Annotated in this window: 18 protein-coding genes; 4 read left to right on the forward strand and 14 right to left on the reverse strand. The window is 60.8% G+C overall.

Features of this window, described 5'->3' with window-relative positions; translation table 11 throughout:
* The first annotated feature begins 69 nt into the window (after nucleotides 1–69).
* Nucleotides 70–1,452, forward strand: a complete 1,383-nt coding sequence (chlP, locus tag FZX09_RS03375; RefSeq protein WP_226399991.1) for a geranylgeranyl reductase — start codon at nucleotides 70–72, stop codon at nucleotides 1,450–1,452.
* A 35-nt stretch (nucleotides 1,453–1,487) separates the two neighbouring features.
* Here chlP and FZX09_RS03380 read toward each other — a convergent pair whose 3' ends face one another.
* Nucleotides 1,488–1,640: a hypothetical protein gene (locus FZX09_RS03380; RefSeq protein WP_226399993.1), complete on the reverse strand. Its 153-nt coding sequence runs from the start codon at nucleotides 1,638–1,640 to the stop codon at nucleotides 1,488–1,490.
* Between the two features lie 123 nt (nucleotides 1,641–1,763).
* Nucleotides 1,764–3,929, reverse strand: a complete 2,166-nt coding sequence (gene glyS, locus FZX09_RS03385) for a glycine--tRNA ligase subunit beta (RefSeq protein ID WP_226399995.1) — start codon at nucleotides 3,927–3,929, stop codon at nucleotides 1,764–1,766.
* Between the two features lie 88 nt (nucleotides 3,930–4,017).
* On the opposite strand from glyS, the gene FZX09_RS03390 reads away from it, so the two are divergent.
* Nucleotides 4,018–5,760, forward strand: a complete 1,743-nt coding sequence (locus FZX09_RS03390) for an NADPH-dependent assimilatory sulfite reductase hemoprotein subunit (RefSeq protein WP_370624179.1) — start codon at nucleotides 4,018–4,020, stop codon at nucleotides 5,758–5,760.
* Here FZX09_RS03390 and FZX09_RS03395 read toward each other — a convergent pair.
* The 11 genes from FZX09_RS03395 to FZX09_RS03445 form a co-directional block, all read right to left on the reverse strand.
* Nucleotides 5,724–6,425: a M15 family metallopeptidase gene (locus tag FZX09_RS03395; protein ID WP_226399999.1), complete on the reverse strand. Its 702-nt coding sequence runs from the start codon at nucleotides 6,423–6,425 to the stop codon at nucleotides 5,724–5,726. The two genes, FZX09_RS03390 and FZX09_RS03395, sit on opposite strands and share 37 nt — an antisense overlap.
* Nucleotides 6,426–6,445: 20 nt before the next feature.
* Entirely contained in the window at nucleotides 6,446–8,884 is a 2,439-nt protein-coding gene (gene recG / locus FZX09_RS03400) for an ATP-dependent DNA helicase RecG (RefSeq protein WP_226400350.1), read from the reverse strand.
* Between the two features lie 32 nt (nucleotides 8,885–8,916).
* Nucleotides 8,917–10,038, reverse strand: a complete 1,122-nt coding sequence (locus tag FZX09_RS03405) for a hypothetical protein (RefSeq protein ID WP_226400001.1) — start codon at nucleotides 10,036–10,038, stop codon at nucleotides 8,917–8,919.
* Nucleotides 10,039–10,043: 5 nt separating this feature from the next.
* Nucleotides 10,044–10,706, reverse strand: a complete 663-nt coding sequence (tsf, locus tag FZX09_RS03410) for a translation elongation factor Ts (protein WP_226400003.1) — start codon at nucleotides 10,704–10,706, stop codon at nucleotides 10,044–10,046.
* Between the two features lie 84 nt (nucleotides 10,707–10,790).
* A complete protein-coding gene (rpsB, locus tag FZX09_RS03415) occupies nucleotides 10,791–11,507 on the reverse strand; it encodes a 30S ribosomal protein S2 (RefSeq protein WP_006850376.1) in 717 nt (238 codons plus the stop codon).
* A gap of 130 nt (nucleotides 11,508–11,637) precedes the next feature.
* Nucleotides 11,638–12,570, reverse strand: a complete 933-nt coding sequence (locus tag FZX09_RS03420) for a glycosyltransferase family 2 protein (RefSeq protein ID WP_226400005.1) — start codon at nucleotides 12,568–12,570, stop codon at nucleotides 11,638–11,640.
* A gap of 90 nt (nucleotides 12,571–12,660) precedes the next feature.
* Nucleotides 12,661–12,816 (reverse strand): hypothetical protein, encoded by a 156-nt coding sequence (locus FZX09_RS03425; RefSeq protein WP_006850288.1) that lies wholly within the window; start codon nucleotides 12,814–12,816, stop codon nucleotides 12,661–12,663.
* 36 nt (nucleotides 12,817–12,852) lie between these two features.
* On the reverse strand, nucleotides 12,853–13,530 hold the full coding sequence (locus tag FZX09_RS03430) for a DevA family ABC transporter ATP-binding protein (RefSeq protein WP_226400007.1): 678 nt from the start codon (nucleotides 13,528–13,530) through the stop codon (nucleotides 12,853–12,855).
* Nucleotides 13,530–14,699: an ABC transporter permease DevC gene (gene devC, locus FZX09_RS03435; RefSeq protein ID WP_226400009.1), complete on the reverse strand. Its 1,170-nt coding sequence runs from the start codon at nucleotides 14,697–14,699 to the stop codon at nucleotides 13,530–13,532. Before devC ends, FZX09_RS03430 begins: the two co-directional genes overlap by 1 nt.
* Nucleotides 14,696–15,592 carry an HlyD family efflux transporter periplasmic adaptor subunit gene (locus tag FZX09_RS03440; protein WP_226400011.1) on the reverse strand — a complete coding sequence of 299 codons (897 nt, stop codon included), beginning with the start codon at nucleotides 15,590–15,592 and terminating at the stop codon, nucleotides 14,696–14,698. Before FZX09_RS03440 ends, devC begins: the two co-directional genes overlap by 4 nt.
* The gene (locus FZX09_RS03445; RefSeq protein WP_226400013.1) at nucleotides 15,592–16,335 is read right to left on the reverse strand and encodes a phycocyanobilin:ferredoxin oxidoreductase; all 744 of its coding nucleotides are present in this window, start codon (nucleotides 16,333–16,335) and stop codon (nucleotides 15,592–15,594) included. The genes FZX09_RS03440 and FZX09_RS03445 overlap by 1 nt, the downstream gene beginning before the upstream one ends.
* Nucleotides 16,336–16,353: 18 nt before the next feature.
* Between FZX09_RS03445 and FZX09_RS03450 the strand changes: the two genes are divergently transcribed.
* Both FZX09_RS03450 and FZX09_RS03455 read left to right on the forward strand, forming a co-directional pair.
* Complete coding sequence (locus FZX09_RS03450; RefSeq protein WP_226400015.1) at nucleotides 16,354–17,637, forward strand: pitrilysin family protein; 1,284 nt, start codon at nucleotides 16,354–16,356, stop codon at nucleotides 17,635–17,637.
* The gene (locus FZX09_RS03455; protein WP_226400018.1) at nucleotides 17,634–18,890 is read left to right on the forward strand and encodes a pitrilysin family protein; all 1,257 of its coding nucleotides are present in this window, start codon (nucleotides 17,634–17,636) and stop codon (nucleotides 18,888–18,890) included. The genes FZX09_RS03450 and FZX09_RS03455 overlap by 4 nt, the downstream gene beginning before the upstream one ends.
* Here the strand turns inward: FZX09_RS03455 and FZX09_RS03460 are convergent.
* A complete protein-coding gene (locus tag FZX09_RS03460) occupies nucleotides 18,887–19,114 on the reverse strand; it encodes an NAD(P)H dehydrogenase assembly family protein (RefSeq protein ID WP_226400020.1) in 228 nt (75 codons plus the stop codon). The two genes, FZX09_RS03455 and FZX09_RS03460, sit on opposite strands and share 4 nt — an antisense overlap.
* Between the last annotated feature and the right edge of the window lie 46 nt (nucleotides 19,115–19,160).

Here is a 19,160-nt window from a genome sequence, read left to right on the forward strand (position 1 = left end):
CAGTTCGACCCACAATGGTTGTTGTGACAGTGATAGCTTCAAAAAACAATCCAGCGGAGACGGGCTGAGATGTTGCGAGTTGCGGTGATCGGTGGCGGCCCCAGTGGCTCCTGTGCTGCCGAAATTCTGGCCAAGGCAGGAATTGAGACTTGGCTGTTCGAGCGCAAACTCGACAATGCCAAACCCTGTGGTGGTGCCATTCCTCTTTGCATGGTCGAAGAGTTCGACCTTCCTGATGAAATCATTGACCGCAAGGTCCGCAACATGAAGATGATTTCGCCTTCCAACAGGGAGGTGGACATCAAGCTTGATCCCCTCGGCTACGACGAAAACGCCTACATCGGCATGTGCCGTCGTGAGGTGTTTGATGCCTTCCTGCGCAACAGGGCAGCCGATCTGGGCACAACCCTGATCAACGGCCTGGTGCAGAAAATCGACACAGGAACAGATCGTCAGGGGCCATACACCATCCATTACGCCGACTACAGCGGTGGTGGCCCCACCGGCGAGCCGAAGACCCTGGCCGTTGATCTGATCATTGGTGCCGATGGCGCCAATTCAAGGGTGGCGAAAGCGATGGACGCCGGTGATTACAACGTGGCCATCGCCTTCCAGGAACGGATCAAGCTTCCTGCTGAAGAAATGACCTATTACGAAGATCTTGCTGAGATGTACGTCGGAACGGACGTCTCCCCTGACTTCTATGCCTGGGTGTTCCCCAAATACGACCACGTGGCCGTGGGAACCGGAACCATGCAGCAGAACCAAAGCCTGATCAAGGGTCTGCAGAAGGGCATCCGCGAGCGGGCCAACAAGCGTCTGTTCCAGGGTGAAGTGATCAAGGTGGAAGCGCATCCGATTCCTGAGCACCCCCGTCCGCGCCGGGTTGTGGGTCGCATGGCACTTGTGGGAGATGCAGCTGGCTACGTCACCAAGAGCTCCGGTGAAGGCATTTATTTCGCTGCCAAAAGCGGCCGGATGTGTGCAGAAGCGATCGTTGAAATCTCCAACAACGGTGCTTCCATCCCCACCGAAAAACAAATCAAGTCGACCTACCTCAAGCGCTGGGACCGTAAATACGGCGCCACCTATGTGGTGCTCGACATTCTTCAGCGAATCTTCTACCGCAACGACGCTGCCCGGGAAGCCTTCGTGGAGATGTGCGATGACAAGGACGTGCAGAAGCTGACCTTCGACAGCTACCTGTACAAGCGGGTGGTGTTGATGAACCCCTGGCAGCAGATCAAGCTCACCCTCCGCACCCTGGGCAGCCTGATCAGAGGAGAGGCCCTGGCTCCATCCGACTACAACCCTGTTCCTTCGGCTGTTGGTCGTTCAGACGGCGATTTCCTTGCAGAGGAAGCAGCTCAGCAGATCAAGGCTCAGGCCGGAGAATCCAAGGGGTCCAACTCCAAGGGGTCCGAGTCGAAGGAAAAGGCCGGCGTCTCCTGAGGGAGGCCGGCCCAAAACATCGCTGAAGCTGCTGGTTAGTTGTGAGGCTCAATCGCCTTGCCAGCGGCATCCTTGATTTGCACAATCCCTCGCTCAACGTTCTTGGCGGGGGATTTTTCTTTCTTTCTCGTCGACCAGAAGTTGATGGCGTTGACAGCGGCGGCAGCAAGGATCACCGCCGCAATCACGGTTCCCAGACCATTGCAACCTTGGCGGATCGCCACAGGCTGCTGGGTGTTTTTTATCTCTTAATCAGCCATTCCTGCTGAATGGACTGGCCACCGCTTAGCCGCAGAGGCCAGCGCTGCCATTTATTTGGATTGAATCGATTCAAATTCAGCCAACACCGAGGCCTGATTGCGCAGGACGGCCAACAGGTTGAGGCGATTGAGCCTCAGCGCGGAATCGTCGACCATCACCATCACGCTGGTGTCACCATCAAAGAAGGCCTGAAGAGCCGGAGTTGCCGCGACAAGCGCATCGGCGAGGGATTGATACGACCGCTGCTGAGCCAATGGCTGCAGCTGCTCCAGAGCTGCGAACAGATCCTTCTCACTGGCTGACTCGAATCGATCAGGCTGAACCACATCACCGGCCACAAGCTGATCCCGTGCCAGATCACCTTTTTCAGCAAGCTTGGCTGCCCGTTGCACCACCGCCTGGACGGCATCCAGCTGACCGCTGTCTCGAAGGTCACGCAACAGCTGAATCCGTTGTTTCACATCCAGGGGATCACTGAGCAGACGCTGGCTGGAGACGGCATCACCAGCAACAGCCTGCACCAGATCGGGAGCAAAGCCGTCGTCCTCCAGTTGAGACACGATCCGCTGCCGCATCAGCTGACAGAGGTCGTTGTGCAAGTGGGTGGAATCCACCTCAAAGGCAGGGAAAAGAGAAGCCCACTCCGCCACGGCGTTGTTGAGGAACGCCATGAGGTCAAGGCGCCAAGCCATGCCCCAGAGAATCTGCACAACACCATTGCCGGCCCGACGCAGGGCATAGGGGTCGGAGGATCCTGTCGGCCGCTCTCCCTTGGCAAAGATGCTGAGCAGCAGCTCAAGCCGTTCCGCCAAGGCCACAGCTGCTCCCGCGAGGGTTGCTGGCAGGGCATCACCGGCTCCCCGGGGCAGGTAGTGCTCCACCACAGCGAGAGCGACATCACGGGGTTCTCCCTCCTCCAGGAGGTATTTGCCCCCCATCAGGCCCTGAAGTTCAGGGAACTCGCCCACCATCTGGCTGACCAAGTCGTTCTTGCAGAAATGAGCGGCACGCTGGGCCGCATACGCCACGCTCTGATCAAGATCGAGTTGCTTCAACAGCAGCCCCGTGAGCCGCTCGATCCGCTTGGAGCGGTCGAGAAGACTGCCCAGCCCATCAGCGAAGGTGACGCGATCAAGGGCTTCACGCCGAGATGCGCTGGACTGACGTCGGTCAACGTCCAGGAAAAATTCGGCATCCGCCAGGCGCGCGCCAAGCACACGTTCGTTGCCACGAACGATCAAGGAAGACGCCGGGGCCAGGCCATTGCCCACCAACAGGAACTGGGGCCGAAGCACAGCCTCAGCAGTGAGTCGGAGCGGGTCAGCCTCCAAGCCAGGCACCTGCAGTGGCACATAACGCTGGTGAGCCTGCATCACCGTGCTGATCACCTCCGGAGGAAGCTGCAGGAACCGTTCAGTAATGGTCCCCTCGAGAATCCTGGGATCTTCAACCAGGTCCACCAGTTCCTCGAACAGAGACTCCGAACAGTCGGGTGTTCCATTGGCAGCCTGAGCCGACTGATCAAGGCTGGTGCGAATCCGTTTGGCGCGCTCCGCACGATCGACAACAACGCCGGCGGCGGCGAGGGTTTCACCAAACACCTCCGCTGATGCGATGGACAGTGACTCGTCACCATGGAGACGGTGGGCACGGCTCAAACGATCGCTGCGGACCTCGGGGTCAGCGCCATCGAGCACCACAGGTATCACCTCTGCCCCCTTGAGCGCTAACAGCCAGCGGATGGGGCGGCTGAAGCGCTGGGCGCCGGTGCCCCAGCGCATGAACCGCCGACCCTGGAGAGCATCAATCCATTGGGGAATCAGCCCCTGGAGCAGTTCAACACTGGCTTGACCGGGGGTGAGCACGGTTGCGAAGACACAAGGGCCCTTCGGAGTGTCACGCTGCTCAAGGGCTGAAGGATCAACACCGCAGCGCTTGGCGAAACCGATGGCCGCAGGCCCTGGGATGCCGTCCTTGAAGGCCTGAGCCACAGCAGGCCCCTTGCACTCTTCCTGAAGATCTGGCTGGCGCTCCTCCAGCTCAGCGACGGAGACCACCAGACGCCGTGGGGTGCCGAACACAGACACAGCTCCATGGCCCAGCCTTGCCTCACGCAGATCACGACTGACTCGCTGCTGCAGCTGGTCAAGCGCTTGCTTGACGAAATCTGCAGGAAGCTCCTCGGTGCCGATTTCCAGAACAAAGGTTGCCGTCACGCCAAGGTCAGAGCCGAAGGCGACTGTATTGGAAGCCGTTTCGCTACGTTCAAAACAAGAAAACCTTTTCGGGTTGGGGGAAGGCTCCTTGGCAGTGGCGGAATCAAGAACTCAATCGCTGTCCAAGGCGGAGCAGCGCAAGCTGGACAGCGACTATCTGCGCGAACCGTTGTTGAGCGAACTCAGCAACGACGACGTTCGCTTCACGGAAGATGCCGTTCAACTGCTGAAGTTTCACGGCAGCTACCAACAGCACCACCGCGAACTGCGCAAAACAGACAAGGTCCGCAGTTGGCAAATGATGCTGCGGCTGCGCAGTCCGGGAGGACGCATCCCGGCCAGGCTGTTCCTCGCCCTCGATGACCTGTCCAACCGCCTTGGGGATGGAACCCTGCGAGCCACCACCCGTCAGGCCTTCCAGATGCACGGCATCGCCAAGGCCGATTTGAAAGAGGTGATCGGCACCATCGTTCGTAACATGGGCTCGACCCTTGCGGCCTGCGGGGATATCAACCGCAACGTGATGGCACCCCCAGCTCCTTTTGAGAAAGGCGGCTATCCCGTGGCACGGCGCCTCGCCGATGAAATTGCCGATCTGCTCAGTCCCGAGGCGGCCGAGGGGGCCTATCTCGACCTCTGGGTGGATGGTGACTTGAGTTATCGCTTCAAGCCCAGCCGAGCCGTTCAGAAGACCAGAAAGCGCCAGAGCGAAGGCGGCATTTTTTCCGGCAGCACTGAGGAACCTTTATACGGGGATACCTACCTGCCCCGGAAGTTCAAGGTGGCCGTCACCGTGCCAGGGGACAACTCTGTTGATCTGCTCACCCAGGACATCGGCCTGGTTGCCTTCACCGACCCCTCCGGCGAACTGCGGGGCTGCAACGTCTACGTGGGCGGTGGCATGGGTCGCACCCACAACAAGGAGGAGACCTTCGCTCGCACAGCGGATCCCTTGGGTTACGTCGATGCCGCCGACGTTCTGGATGTGGTTCAGGCGATCCTGGCGCTGCAACGGGACCATGGGGATCGGGAGGTGCGCAAGCACGCCCGCATGAAGTACCTGCTGCATGACAAGGGCATCCAATGGTTCCGCGAAACCCTTTGTGCGACCTACTTCAAGGGACCCCTCAAGGGGCTGCGCAATGAGCCGAAGGCCAAGCTGTTGGACTACCTCGGCTGGCATCGGCAAAAGGCTGGGATGTGGTTTGTGGGATTGCCCCTGCTCTGCGGTCGCCTGAACGGAGACCTCAAGGCAGGGCTGAGGCAGCTGGTGGAGACCTATCAACTGGAGATTCGTCTCACCGCCAATCAAGACCTGCTGCTGTGCAACATCGGCACCTCCCAACGAGCCAGCATTCGAACCCAGCTGGAAGCCCTTGGGTTTGAGGTGCCTGAAGCCCCAGCCTCCCTGGCCAGACATGCCATCGCCTGCCCGGCTCTGCCCACTTGCGGGCTCGCCATCACCGAATCGGAGCGCATCCTCCCGGATGTACTGGATCGTCTCGATGCCCAGCTGCGGCGGCTCGAGATTGAGAAGTCTCTTCTGGTGCGCATGACCGGGTGCCCCAACGGCTGCGCTCGCCCTTACATGGCGGAGCTGGGATTGGTGGGCAACGGAGTCAACCAGTACCAGCTGTGGCTCGGCGGCACCCCCAACCTCCAGCGCCTTGCTCGCCCGTATATGGAGAAACTTCCCCTAGACGATCTGGAAAAAACCCTTGAGCCACTCCTCATCAGCTGGAAAGCTGCGGGTGGACGACGCAGCTTCGGGGACCACATCGAAAAGCTGGGCGATCAGGAAGTGAGCGCGCTGTTGACGGCCTCGGCGTAGACCGCCACAGCTGCAGCCTTTCTCCAGGCCCAGAGCTGATCGCCAAAAGAGTAGTGCCACCACTCGTTTGGATGCTGAACAAATCCGGCTGATCCCATCACTTCAGCAAGCAACTGCCGGCGTTGATGCCAACGCCGAGCTTCGGAATCCTCCCGACCGGCGTAGTGCTGCGGTTCAGACACCGCACCGATGGCATCAATCTCTCCACCCATGGCCAGTGGCGTTCCATCCCTGCTGCTGAGGGTGAGGTCGACAGCAGCACCGGTGCTGTGGGGTGGCGGCGTGGCGGGATCCCGACTGGGAGCGGCCCAGAACCGTCCCACATCGGCCACCACCTGATCGAAGGCGTCCCCCGAGCGCACCTCCACACCGCGTTCACGGCAGAGTTCCGCAAGGCTGTGGTCCACCATGAAGGCCTGTACGGCGATCGGCCGCCACGCATCAAAAATGCTGAGTCGCAAGCTGGGGTCGTGCTCAATCAACCGCTGCTGGGCGTCAAGCAGGCGCTGAACGACCCCCAAGCGCAATTGGAAAGGATTCCCCGACGCCCCATAGGGCGCCCCGAGCTTCAGGTACGGATGAGGTTCCATCCGCCACAAATCGGGAGGCAGCAGTTGCATGGCCTCTCCGCAATCTTCGATCGGAATCGGGCTCCAGGGGCGCATCGAAACTGCAAGAGGATGGGTCAGTTCAAAGGGGTGCCGCCGCTGAGGCGACGCTGCTGTGCATCGAGGGTCTCGCGCAGCAACGGTTGCTGCTCGAGCTCGGGATCATGCTTCAACAGCTCCTGGGCAGCTGTTCGTGCGTCCTCCAGAACGGAACCATCATCGGCAAGGCTGGCCAGGGCCAGATCAGGCAGGCCCGACTGACGGGTGCCCAGAACCTGTCCAGGACCGCGCAAGCGCAGATCCATCTCGGCGATCTCGAAGCCATCGGTGGAGCGCACCAGCACATCCAGACGCTGGCGGGCCAGGGGGTTGGAGCTGCCATTGATCAACAGGCAATGGGAGGCAGCAGCACCACGACCGACGCGCCCCCGCAACTGATGCAGCTGCGCCAGACCAAAGCGTTCGGCATGGTCGATCACCATCACGCTGGCTTCAGGCACATCCACCCCCACTTCAACCACAGTGGTTGACACCAGCACCTGGGTATTGCCCGCAGCGAAATCGGTCAGCACCGCCTGCTTGGCGGCACTGGAGAGTCGTCCATGCAGCAGACCAACTGCCAGATCAGGAAAAACCTCCGAGGCCAATTCAGCGTGAACCTCAACTGCTGAGCGAAGCTCAAGCTTTTCCGACTCGTCCACCAGAGGCAAAACGACATAGGCCCGCTGGCCCAGCTGCACCTCCTCACGGATCAACTCATAGGCCTTTTCCCGCTTTCCGGTCGTGAGCATGCGAGTGCGAATCGGTGTTCGCCCTGGAGGCAATTCATCGATCTGGCTGACATCCAGATCCCCATGCATCGAGAGCGCCAGGGTCCGTGGGATCGGTGTTGCCGTCATGGTGAGCAGATGAGGCTGCAAGCCCTTGTTGAGCAGGCGATCTCGTTGATGCACACCGAAACGGTGCTGTTCATCCACCACCACCAGCCCCAGGCGGTTGAAGACAACCGGTTCCTCGAGCAAAGCATGGGTGCCCACCAGCACCTTCAGGGAACCGTTGGCCAGGTCATCCAGCAACTCCCGGCGGCGGGGCCGTGGCGTGGATCCTGTCAACAGCGCGACGCTGACGTGGAGCTGCGGCAGCCACTGGCAGAGGTTGCGGTAGTGCTGCTCTGCCAACACCTCCGTGGGGGCCATCAGAGCCCCTTGCCAGCCCGAAGCAATGGTGCTGAGCAACGCTGCAATGGCAACCACCGTCTTTCCAGAGCCGACATCCCCCTGCACCAGACGGGCCATGGGTTCGGTGCGCGCCAGATCGGCTTCGATCTCCTGAAACACTCGTTTCTGGGCTGCAGTGAAGCAAAAGGGCAGCAGATCCATGAACTCCCCCACAAGCCCACTGGAACTGGACTGAAGATCAAGGTCCGGTCCCGTCCGAGAGCGCAGCGCCTGGCGTCGGCGCAACAGGCCGAGCTGCAGGAGCAGAAACTCATCGAACACCAAACGGCGGCGCCCCTGATCGAGGCTCTCGCGATCCTTGGGCGCATGCAGGGCCTGCAGGGCTTCAGCCAGCGTCGGCAGATGGAATTGCCGCTGCAGCGCAGCAGGGAGAGGATCAGGCCAGGATTCCGCGAGCGGCAAGACCTGATCGATCAGGCTGCGGAAACGATCAGCTCCGAGCCCTTCGGTGAGGGGATACACCGGGAGAAGTCGCCCGATGCTGGCTGATTTGACTGGAGACGAGGGGCTGTCCAGCACCTCGATCAATGGATCCTGAAAGGTGATGCCGTAGGGGCCGTCTTTCACCAGACCGCTAACGGCCACGGTGGCACCAACGGGGTAGAGGCGCTGCTGGCCTTTGAGGTAGGCCGGAGAACTGAAGCGTTTGCCAGCCAGGAAACGGCTCACCTTCAGGCGACCCGTCGGATCCTGCAGCTGGAGCTCGATGATGGCGAGGTTGGTGTTCCTCGGGCTGACAAATCCGTTGCAACGGCGAATCGTGGCAACGATCGTGGCTGTTTCCCCCGACACCAGCGCCTCAATGCGGCGCATCGCGGAGTAATCGACATGATCGCGGGGGTAATAGCGGAGTAGATCGCGCACCAGCAGTAAGCCGATCGAGGCCAGCCGGGCGGCGACTTTCGGCCCCACACCACGAATCTGAGTGATGGGACTGTCGAGCTGCAGCGGTGAAGTGGTCCGTTGCTGGGGAGATGCCTGAACTTTCAGGCGTGGCGGTGCCATCGGAGCCGAGGGTTCCAAACGATGGCGCAGCTCATGCAGCCACTGACGGGCATCGGTGACCAAGCGACGGCGGGCAGGGTCAGCGAGGTCCGGATAATCGGCAAAGCCTGCGCTGAGCTTTGACATTCGCTCACTGACACCCTGAGGAAAGGGCACGGCCGGTGGGGCGGCGAGCTGCTGCTGCAAAAAGTCGTGAAACCGCTGCTGGCGACCTTGCAGATTCTGAAAACCTCGATCAGCCTCCAACCCCAGCGAGCGCTGAATGGGAAGCATCCAGGCCAGGAGCAGCGACAGCTGCTCGCTGGTCAGTCCCCGCTCAGCTGCTGCGTTGAATCGGATGGGGTCTGCCAATGGGTCCGGGCCTCACGATCCAGGGAGCGACGCTGCCAATGACGCTGCTGCCGCACCATTGTGAGCAGAGCATGGTGGTGAGTGCGCAATCGTTTGCGGCACTGACGCAGACGTGGGCTGTCGAACTCCAGATCGTTGCTGCGCAGGAGCACACAGAGCACATCCATGCCCTGGTCGAGCTCACCGACGGCCAAAGGGAGGCGCAGGCGAAGCACGTTCGTAGCGGTTGGCTGCGTTTCGACTTGTCCTTTCAAGACAGCATCAAGAAGGCTGATGGGGAGAAGGGTCTGGGCCAGCCCTGACCGCAGCATCTGCACATTCACAGCGTGGGACAAATTGCGAAGCCGTCGCTCAAGCGCCTGGTCCATGGCGTGGATCCAGTGCAACAGCGCATCCGGCTCACTGGGGAGAAAGTGGTCGTTGTCTTCAACCGATTGATCCAGATCAACGCTGGGCTGAAGGGGCTGTTGGGCCAGCTGCATGGCATCACCAGTCAGCTCGAACAGTGATCGGAGCACATCAAGATCGCCGGTCGATTTGGCTTCTTCTGGTTCAGGGACCGGTTCCGTAACGGGATCCTGAGCAGCAGCGCCCTGGGGGGACTCAAGCGGTGAAGCCAAGCTCAACCGGATGGAACCACTAGGCTCCTCCCGTGGCAGATCAGACGCAGGGTGCTCGAGCTCAGGCGCACTGTCCTCGGTCTGGCGACTGAGCTTCTGCAGCATGCTTCTGCTGGCATGCGCCTGCTGGCGCCGTTGCTCCTCCTGCATCTGCCTCACCAGCTGCATCAGCTGCTCCACCGTGAGCAAGACGCTGCAGCGGTCAATCAGGTCGTTAACCGACGCATGGAAATTCTGACGGGTCGACTCCGGCAGACGACTGAAACGGGAGGGATCAACCTCACCAAGAAGATCGAACAGTGCCTGACGGGTGGCTCCTTCCAGCAGCTCCCTCAGCACTTGTAGATAGAGAGCCTGCTCCCTGTAGAGGGCAATGGACCGCAGCCGGCACAACCGTTGTAGGCGTGCCAGCTGTTCTGACGGGTCGTAAGCAGGCCTGACGTCCGGTTCGGACAAGGGAATCAGCCGGCGTTCTGCATGGAAGCCACTTCAGCAGCGAAATCGTTGTCTTCCAACTCGATGCCCTCACCCAAGGTGTAACGAGTGAAACGACGAACTTTCACATTCTCGCCGATCTTGCCGGCGGTTTGCTTCACCAGGTCAGCAACGGTGATGGAGCTGTCCTTGATGAAGGGCTGCTCCATCAGGGCGAGTTCCTTGAGGCGCTTGCCAATGCGACCTTCAACGATCTTTTCCTTCATCTGCTCAGGCTTGCCCTCGAGATCGTCACGACCCATCTCGATTGCCTTTTCCCGCTCACGGATCTCGTCGGGGATCTCGTCGGTGGTGACGTACTCGACGTTGGGGCATGCCGCCACCTGCATGGAGACATCACGCAGAAGCGACTGGAACATGTCGCCCCGTGCCACGAAGTCGGTTTCGCAGTTCACCTCAACCAGCACACCCACACGGGCACCGGTGTGGATGTAGCTGCCGATGGCGCCCTCGGCGGCGGTGCGACCGGATTTCTTTTCAGCGCTGGCGATGCCTTTCTGGCGGAGCCACTCAACGGCCTTGTCGGCATCGCCTTCCGTGGCGGCCAGGGCCTTTTTGCAATCCATCATCCCTGCGCCGGTCTTGTCGCGCAGTTCTTTGACAAGCTTGGCGGATACGGCAGCAGCCATCGGTCGGAGCAGTGAGAAAGGGAATTAAATCGCCGCCGATTCCCGGTTAGGAATCAGCGGCGTGAACTTAGCGGTCAGAGGAGATCAGCCTTCGCTGTCACCACCACGCTGATCGTTAGAGCCATGGCGACCCTCATTGATCGCATCGGCCAAACGACCCAGGATCAGCTGCACAGAACGAACGGCGTCGTCGTTGCAGGGAATGGGAACCTCACAGAGGTCCGGATCGCAGTTGGTATCCAGCATGGAAACCAGGGGGATGTCGAGCTTGCGGGCTTCGAGCACGGCATTCGATTCACGACGCTGGTCCACTAGGACCACCACATCAGGCAAGCGACGCATGTTCTTGAGGCCACCCAGATACTTCTGGAGACGCTCGAGTTCACGACGCAGCACCGCACCCTCTTTCTTGGGGCGCATGGCGATAGCGCCACTGGACTCCATCCGCTCTAGATCCTTAAGACGGTCGATCCGGGCCTTCATGGTGGTCCAGTTGGTGAGCATGCCGCCCAACCAGCGCTGGTTTACGTAGGAGGCTCCGCAGCGGGCGGCTTCAAGCGCCACCACTTCAGAGGCTTGCTTCTTGGTACCGACGAAAAGAAAACGCTTGCCGCTTCGGGCAGCAGAACGAGTCCACTTGTAGGCGTTGTTCATGCAGACGGCGGTCTGCACGAGGTCGATGATGTGAACGCCGTTGCGCGCGCAATAGATGTAACGCGACATCTTGGGGTTCCAACGACGGGTCTGGTGCCCAAAGTGGGCACCAGCCTCCATCATCTCGGCGAGGGTTACGACAGCCATGAATTGAGGGTTTCGGGTTCGCCTCCACCTGCCAGGGACCTGAACAACCAGCATGAGCTGGTCTCACGGTGCACCCGAAACGGGCAGGTGTGCGGAGTGAAAGGACCTATAGAAGGTATCAAAACGTTGATCAGCGAAGCCCCGCCGCTCTGGCTTCACGGAACAGGGCACGGACACCAATGCGATTGAGGGGCAAACGAAGCAGCTCCATCGCCGTTCCCGGATAGCCATGCCGGATCAGCCAGCGGAGCAGCGGGCGAAGGCTGGAGGGATTGATGAGCCCGCCGAGGTTGAGCACTTCCCAAAGGATGCGATGGAACCAGGTGAACTGGATGATCAGCCGCACCCGTTTGGTTGGATGTTTGCGGTAGAAGACAAGCCCCATACGGGCCCGTTCTCCCTCCACTTCCACAAGGCGGGGGATTTGGTCGAGGGTCAGGGCGGGGTGCCAGTGGTAACCGACCGCGGCGGGACACTTCACCAACTCAACTCCCATCCGCCGCAGGCGCTCACCCAGTTCCAGGTCCTCCCAGCCGTAGAGGCGAAAACCGGTATCGAACAGGCCTGAACGCTCCAGGACCTCCCGATCAATGGCCACATTCCCGGTGGCGAAATAAGCCCAGGACAAGTCACGTAATTTGTGGCGTTCCGAGCAAGGTGCTTCGAAGTTGGCGGTGTTAATGACAGCGCCATAGGTGAAGCAGAGCCGATCACCACGCCGGTGCCAGCACTGCTTCAACGCGCGTGCATGGGTGGCCAGAAAGGTCTCTGTGACCACCAGATCGCTGTCGATGAAGACGATCACATCACCACGGGCGTGATCCACGCCGCGGTTCCGCCCCTCCGCAGGACCACCGTGCTCCTGCTCAATCAGGCGCACATGGGGAAAACGAATGGCTTGCTCCCTCAGCCAAGACGGCGTTCCATCGCTGGAACCGTCGTCGACCACAACGACTTCGTAGTCCTGAACAGCTCCAGCAAGCTGCTGATCTTCTAGTACCGAGAGGCATTTCTCGAGGATCGGGCGTCGGTTGTAGGTCGGAATAACGACGCTGACGAACATCGTGACGGCCGATGCAGAAGGGAACCCAGCCTACGAACAACAAAAAAGGGGCCCGAAGGCCCCCTTTTTACAGATGATTTGATCCGCTGATCAGTCGGCGGCACCACCATTGTTGGCGGTTCCGGTCACACCATTACCAGCGCCTTCACCGCGGCCATCGTTCCGCATCTTGCGCTTCTTGAACTTGCGCGCGTAGGCGCGGTTCCGCTCCTGCTTTTCTTTCTTCAGGTTTCTGCGCTTGGCCATGCGGAACTGCGGGCTCTGATATCAACTTTCATCTTACTAAACAGCATTCATTAGCTGCCCATCCTCCATTTGGAGCAGGCGATCGGCGACATCAACGATGCGCGGGTCATGGGTCACCATCAGCACCGCACAGGATTGTTCACGGGCCAGTCGGCGAAGCAGCTCCACCACCTCACGGCCCGTGCGGCTGTCCAATGCAGCGGTGGGTTCATCAGCAAGGAGCAGCCGAGGGTTTGCGGCAAGGGCACGGGCAATGGCGACCCGTTGCTTCTGGCCTCCGGACAAATCGTGAGGAACTTTGGCCATGTGGTCCTCCAGACCCACGGCGCGAAGCCACTGACGGGCTTCATCCCGACGAGCCCTGTAGCTGAGATCAGGCAGAAGATCGGCTCCCATCTGCACGTTCTGTTCTGCAGTGAGGCAGCGCAGGAGGTTGTGGCCCTGAAAAATCATGCCAATGCGCCGGCGCACCTGCTGGCGGCGCCGACGTCCGGCCCCATCAAGCGCTTGACCAAGCACCGACACCTGACCCTGCTGAACAGTCCGCAAGGCGCCGATCAAAGTGAGCAGCGTTGTCTTGCCACAGCCGGAGGGACCGGTCAGCAAAACCACTTCGCCCGGCTCAATGCTGAAGCTGATGTTCTGAAGAACCTCGCGGCGCATCTCCCCTTGGCCGAAGGCATGGGTGAGGTTGTCGACAACAACAGCTGCCATCAGAAGATCTCCGCAGGGTCTGCATCGATGAGACGACGCATTGCCAGGAGCGACGACAGCATGCACATCACCAAGATCATCACCAGAACGGTCAACGCCCGGGAAAGATCCATACCGACTGGCAGCTTGGTGGCGTCACGAACGAACCAGTACAGACCCTGACCGGCCAGGTAGGCGGGGACATACCCCATCGCCGCCAGGTAGAAGCCCTCACGGACCACCACCCCCAACAGATGACTGAGGCGATAGCCCATCGCCATCAAGGTGGCATACTCCGGCAGGTGATCACTCACATCGGTGTAGAGCACCTGGTAGACGATCACACAGCCCACCACGAAGCCCATGGCAGCACCGAGGGTGAAGATGAAACCGATGGAGGTGCTGCTCTTCCAGTAGTTCTGCTCGAAATCGATGAAGCCTTGCTTGGTCAGCACCGAAGCATCCTTAGGCAGTCGCTGGCTTAATCGGGACACCACCTGCTCAGCATCCGCTCCTGGCTTCAACCGCACCAGACCCACTTCGATCGCCCCAGGCGGCTTCTGAGGCATCAGATCGAGGAACGTCTCGGTGCTCGTGAGCAGGTTGCCATCGGCACCAAAACTGGTGCCCAGGCTCACCAGACCCGCGACCCTGACACGGTTGCCAGCGATCTCGGTTTCCACCACCCTGCCATCGCGATACCAATCGGCAATCGGTCCAAATTCAGGGCGTGAAAGCTGATCAAACAGGATCCGCCCTTTCTGCTTCAGAGCGTCAGTTTTCTGCGCCAGGGAGGGGTCGACAAAGAAGGGGTCTTCGGGATTGAAGCCCAAGGCCAGAATCGACCGGTTGCGGCGCGTTTCAGGGTTGCGCCAGAGCATCAGCCCCCAGTGCACCGGGGTCACCCCCTCAACATCGGGATCAGCCAGGGTCTGAATCAGCCGCCGCCTTGGAAAGGCTTCCATGCTCACGGAGCTGGCGGAGCGGGGACTGATCAGAACGACATCGGCATCGAACAGCCGGTGCGCCGTGACGCTGGCATCAAACAGGCCATCACGGAATCCGAGCTGCATGAACATCAGAATTCCCGCAAAGCTGATGCCAGCAAGTGCCACCAGCAAGCGAACGGGCTGGCGCGTCAGCAACAGCCAGGAGAGGGGAATCCGACGGCCCCGCCAGAACCGGTTCATGGATCGAAGCGGGCGATCACCTTCAAACCAGCCAGACGGCTGACCTTGGCGGCATCTTCAGGGTTGAGCACCACATCAACCACCACAACGCGGGCGTCGGCATCGCCGGTGGGATCTGTGGAGAGAACAGACCGTTGTTCAACCTGCGGGCTGATGCGCAAAACGCTACCGAGGAGTTCACCGCGGAAACCACCGTTCTCGCTGGTGAGGCGTACAGACTGGTCGGGGCGGACTCGGGAGATGTCGGATTCGTAAACCTCGATGCTGGCCTGCATCGCCTGGTTGGCCCCCACATCCATCACCCCCTCCGCACTAGGGCGCTCGCCTGCACGGGCGTGCAGCTTGAGCACAACACCATCAAGGGGGGAGATCAGCTCGCTCAGCATTAGGTCGGCCTGAAGCCCTTTGCGCTCCGCTAGGGCCTGATCCCGCCTTCCCTCAAGGCGCACCAACTCTTCACGCTTGTTGTCCACCAGAGTCAACTCGGCAGCACCCCAATCAGCGGCTTTGCTGAAGCGCTCCACCTCAATGGCCTGAAGACGAATCTCCTGGTCGAGGCTGCGCAGTTCCGCGTCGACACGCTCTAGATCAGCGAGGAGGCCATCACGGTGATCGAACGACGCCAACACCTGGCCCCGCTTGATCTGGTCACCCTCATTCACCTTGAGGACTGCCACCCGGGGTGTCCCCGCCATTCCCGCATTGGGTGCCGCCAGATTGCGGATGTCCCCAGCCGGCTGCAGCTGCCCCAGGGCAGCAACCGCTTCCGGTCGAACCGTGCGTGCAGGCGCCGGTTCAACCTGCTTGGGTTCGGGCGTCGGCCGCAGCAACCAGCCGCCGGTGACAGCAATTAGCAAACTCCCAGCCAGAACAGACCAGCGCTTGGGGGTCATCAGAGTTCCGGTGGGTTGTCGAACAGAAGCATGTCGATGTAGCGATCGGCCCAGGCGGAATCGAAGGCCTTCTCGAGCACGCGGCGGGTCTTGTCGTTGCGTTTTTGCTGAAGGCAATAGTTCAACTGACCCTCGTACCGGCGGACTGTAGTGAGAGCCTTTGACGGTTCGGGAGTCGCTTCCATCACGCTGGTGGCCATCACCTGCAGGTAGTGGCTCACCAACTCCAAGAAGGCCGCTTCCTCGTCAGCACCATCGGGGCGGATGAAGCACACCTTGTTCGAAAAGATGAGTGATCCCCATGCCGGCAGGTCCCGAACCTGACGGAACGCCGGCCAGGGTTTGGCCTCAAGCCGCTTAATCAACTGCTCCGGCAGGGCATCGGAGGTGGGGGAAAGATCGACGATCGCGGCGGAAACGCCAGCGGGGCCCGTCACGATGTCTGCCCCGAAAATCGGCAGGTCGTAATGGGGATCGGGGAACCAGACGCTGTGGAGGATCTGAAGTCCGTTGCCGAGTCGCGCGACCTCCAAATGAAGTTTGCGAAGACCGATGCAGCGAAAAAGCTCGTTGCCGATCGATAGGCCTTCACCATCGAGTTGCCCCTGGATGAAACGCAAATCCTCATCGCAGGAAAGGATCTCCAATCCGGGCAATCCCGCCCAGGCACTACGGATCGACGCCGCCAAGGCATGAACAAGGGGGTGCTGTCCTGGCGGTAGCGCCAGCGGCTTGGGCTGCATCGAACGAGCAGGCACAGAATGGAACTTTGCCACGCAGTTCTGAACCTTCCGTTCTCCGGTCCCCCACTGGACCATTGGACCCTCCCCAACGGAGTGCGCTGCGTGTCGGCCAACATGCCGGATGCACCCCTGACCTGTCTCGATCTCTGGTGCCGTGCCGGCAGTGCCAGTGAACAGCCAGGGGAAGAGGGCATGGCCCATTTCCTGGAGCACATGGTGTTCAAGGGAAGTGAACGGCTGGCCGCGGGGGCGTTCGACGAGGCCATCGAAGCTCTGGGGGGCAGCAGCAATGCCGCAACAGGCTTTGATGACGTTCACTTCCACGTGCTGACACCGCCGGATCGAGCCCGCGAAGCGTTGGATCTGTTGCTCGAACTGGTGTTACTGCCAAGCCTCAAGCGAGACGGGTTCAACATGGAACGGGGGGTTGTGCTTGAGGAGATCGCTCAATACGCCGATCAACCCAATGAGCAGGTGCTGCAATTGCTGTTGAGCAAGGGATGCAACCAACACCCCTACGGCCGACCCATCCTGGGTACACCCCGCAGCCTGGAGGGCATGACGCCCGAAGCCATGCGGAAATTTCACCAGCGGCAATACCGAGGTTCCAATTGCTGCCTGGCGATGGCCGGGCCAGCATCAACTGAGCTACGCAGTGCCGTGGGGTCCTCGGCTCTGGCAGACCTCCTGGATGCCTCTGATCCGTCATCACCGTCATCCCCCCTGAGCGTGCGTCCTGGACGCGAGAGCGTTGTTGTAGACCGGCTCGAATCAGCTCGACTGCTGATGCTCTGGGAAGCACCCCAGGCCCAGGATCAGGGCGGAGTAATGGCGGCTGATCTCGCCACAACCCTTCTGGGGGAGGGACGACGCAGTCGTCTCGTGAACCGCTTAAGGGAGGAATTGCAGATCGTCGAAAGCGTATCTATGGACCTCTCGGTTCTAGAGCAGGGAAGCCTGATCACGCTGGAGGTGATCTGCCCTGACGAGCATCTGGAGGCTGTGGAAGAGGAAGTGAACCGGCAGTTACGTGCCATGGCAGATGAGCTCGTCAGCGATCAGGAACTGAAACGGGGCCAGCAGCTGGTGAGCAATGGACTTCGCTACGCCTTGGAATCGACGGGCCAGGTGTCTGGACTCAGCGCCAGCCAAACCCTCTGGGACCGTCTGCAAGATCTGCTCCACCCCCTGGCCTTCCTGCCGCCATGGACGGCAGAACGGCTTCGCTCAGACCTGTTCCCCAGGCTTCAACCCGAACAGGCGTTTGTGCTGACCGCCCAAGCCAAGACGGAGAACAGATGAGCAACCCCGAACTACTGATCGAACCGGTCTCCAGCCCGGGGATTTTGGCCGCAAAACTGCTGCTTCCTTTTGGCAGCGCCGACGACCCTGCAGAAACACGGGGAGCCCATGACCTCCTGGCATCCCTGCTCAGCCGCGGCTGCGGCCAACACAACCACGTGGAACTAGCGGACCTTGTTGAGGGATGCGGAGCAGGTCTGCGCTGTGATGCCCAGGAGGACGCGCTTGTGCTGAGCCTGCGCTGCACGGTGGAAGACGCAGGGCAGCTTCTGCCCTTGTTGGCACAGATGGTTCGTTCCCCCCAGCTTGAGCCTGACCAGGTAGCCCTTGAACGTTCGCTCACGATTCAGGCCTTGCAACGGCAACGGGAGGACCCCTTCCATTGCGCCACGACCGGATGGAGGCAGCTCACCTATGGCAACGGGGGCTACGGCCACGACCCCATGGGCATCGCAGAGGAGCTGGTTGACCTTGATCGGAAAGCACTTCTTCCCCTAGCGGAACGGCTAGCCGGGGCATCGAGCGTTCTCGCCCTGGCGGGCAGCGTCCCACCCCAAATAATCGACAAGATTCGGTCGCTTGAGGACTTTCGCGACTGGCCTCAGGGGAACAGCGAAGATCCCTCAGGCCGCCGCCCCTACGCCGAAGCGGTTGGGACCGAAACGATCCAGCTCGAACCGATGGACACCGAACAGGTGGTTCTGATGCTTGGGCAAGCGACGCTGGGGCATGGCCACCCGGATGAACTGGCGCTGCGTTTGTTGCAGTGCCATCTGGGGGTGGGAATGTCGAGTCTGCTGTTCCAGCGTCTGCGGGAAGACCATGGCGTGGCCTACGACGTGGCAGCTCACTTCCCTGCCCTGACTGGGCCTGCGCCGTTTGTGCTGATGGCCTCCAGCGTTGAGGAGCGCTCAGAGCTCGCTCTGGAGTTGCTGCTGAACATCTGGGATGAGCTGAGTGAGCAACCCCTCAGTGATGCCGCACTCGAGCTCGCACGGGCCAAATACATCGGTCAGCTCGCCCAGGGGCTGCAGACCTGCTCCCAACGGGCGGAGCGGCGGGTTCAGCTGAAGGCACAAGGGTTGGCCGACGATCATGACCAGCGCTGTGTTGAGGCTCTCGCGGGGCTGACACCGACGGATGTGCGCCGGGCAGCCAAACGTTGGCTGAGCGAGCCACGACTCAGCCTGTGCGGAACCTCCGGTGCACTGGAGCAGCTCGCCCGGCGCTGGCGGCGCCGAGCTGCTGCCTAGTCCACCTCATCGGCATCCACCGCATCCAGCCGGTCGAGGGGGATCAGAAACGTGCCTCGGCGAAAACGCACGGCAACCGTGTCCATCGGATGAAGCGCAACCACCTCGCCCACCTCACCGACCGCCACCAGATCAGGCGGTCGCAGCATCGGCATCGGATCCGCCGACTTGAGGAACTGAAGCTGCTGCGACAGGCGCAGGCGATCACCAATCGATACCGTCATCTGGACTGGGCAGGATCTGCATTGTCGAGCAGGATGGGCCGAGTTG

Origin of the sequence: Synechococcus sp. MU1643 (assembly GCF_020514095.1) — a bacterium.
In the GTDB taxonomy this organism is placed as follows: domain Bacteria; phylum Cyanobacteriota; class Cyanobacteriia; order PCC-6307; family Cyanobiaceae; genus Parasynechococcus.

Excerpts from the sequence above, each read along its gene's own strand:
- rpsB (WP_006850376.1), bottom strand. The coding sequence starts at position 11,507 with ATGGCTGTCGTAACCCTCGCCGAGATGATGGAGGCTGGTGCCCACTTT.
- FZX09_RS03425 (WP_006850288.1), bottom strand. The coding sequence starts at position 12,816 with ATGGCCAAGCGCAGAAACCTGAAGAAAGAAAAGCAGGAGCGGAACCGC.
- devC (WP_226400009.1), bottom strand. The coding sequence starts at position 14,699 with ATGAACCGGTTCTGGCGGGGCCGTCGGATTCCCCTCTCCTGGCTGTTG.
- FZX09_RS03450 (WP_226400015.1), top strand. The coding sequence starts at position 16,354 with ATGGAACTTTGCCACGCAGTTCTGAACCTTCCGTTCTCCGGTCCCCCA.
- FZX09_RS03455 (WP_226400018.1), top strand. The coding sequence starts at position 17,634 with ATGAGCAACCCCGAACTACTGATCGAACCGGTCTCCAGCCCGGGGATT.
- chlP (WP_226399991.1), top strand. The coding sequence starts at position 70 with ATGTTGCGAGTTGCGGTGATCGGTGGCGGCCCCAGTGGCTCCTGTGCT.
- tsf (WP_226400003.1), bottom strand. The coding sequence starts at position 10,706 with ATGGCTGCTGCCGTATCCGCCAAGCTTGTCAAAGAACTGCGCGACAAG.
- recG (WP_226400350.1), bottom strand. The coding sequence starts at position 8,884 with ATGCTTCCCATTCAGCGCTCGCTGGGGTTGGAGGCTGATCGAGGTTTT.
- FZX09_RS03430 (WP_226400007.1), bottom strand. The coding sequence starts at position 13,530 with ATGGCAGCTGTTGTTGTCGACAACCTCACCCATGCCTTCGGCCAAGGG.
- FZX09_RS03440 (WP_226400011.1), bottom strand. The coding sequence starts at position 15,592 with ATGACCCCCAAGCGCTGGTCTGTTCTGGCTGGGAGTTTGCTAATTGCT.
- FZX09_RS03395 (WP_226399999.1), bottom strand. The coding sequence starts at position 6,425 with ATGCGCCCCTGGAGCCCGATTCCGATCGAAGATTGCGGAGAGGCCATG.
- FZX09_RS03445 (WP_226400013.1), bottom strand. The coding sequence starts at position 16,335 with ATGCAGCCCAAGCCGCTGGCGCTACCGCCAGGACAGCACCCCCTTGTT.
- FZX09_RS03460 (WP_226400020.1), bottom strand. The coding sequence starts at position 19,114 with ATGACGGTATCGATTGGTGATCGCCTGCGCCTGTCGCAGCAGCTTCAG.
- FZX09_RS03420 (WP_226400005.1), bottom strand. The coding sequence starts at position 12,570 with ATGTTCGTCAGCGTCGTTATTCCGACCTACAACCGACGCCCGATCCTC.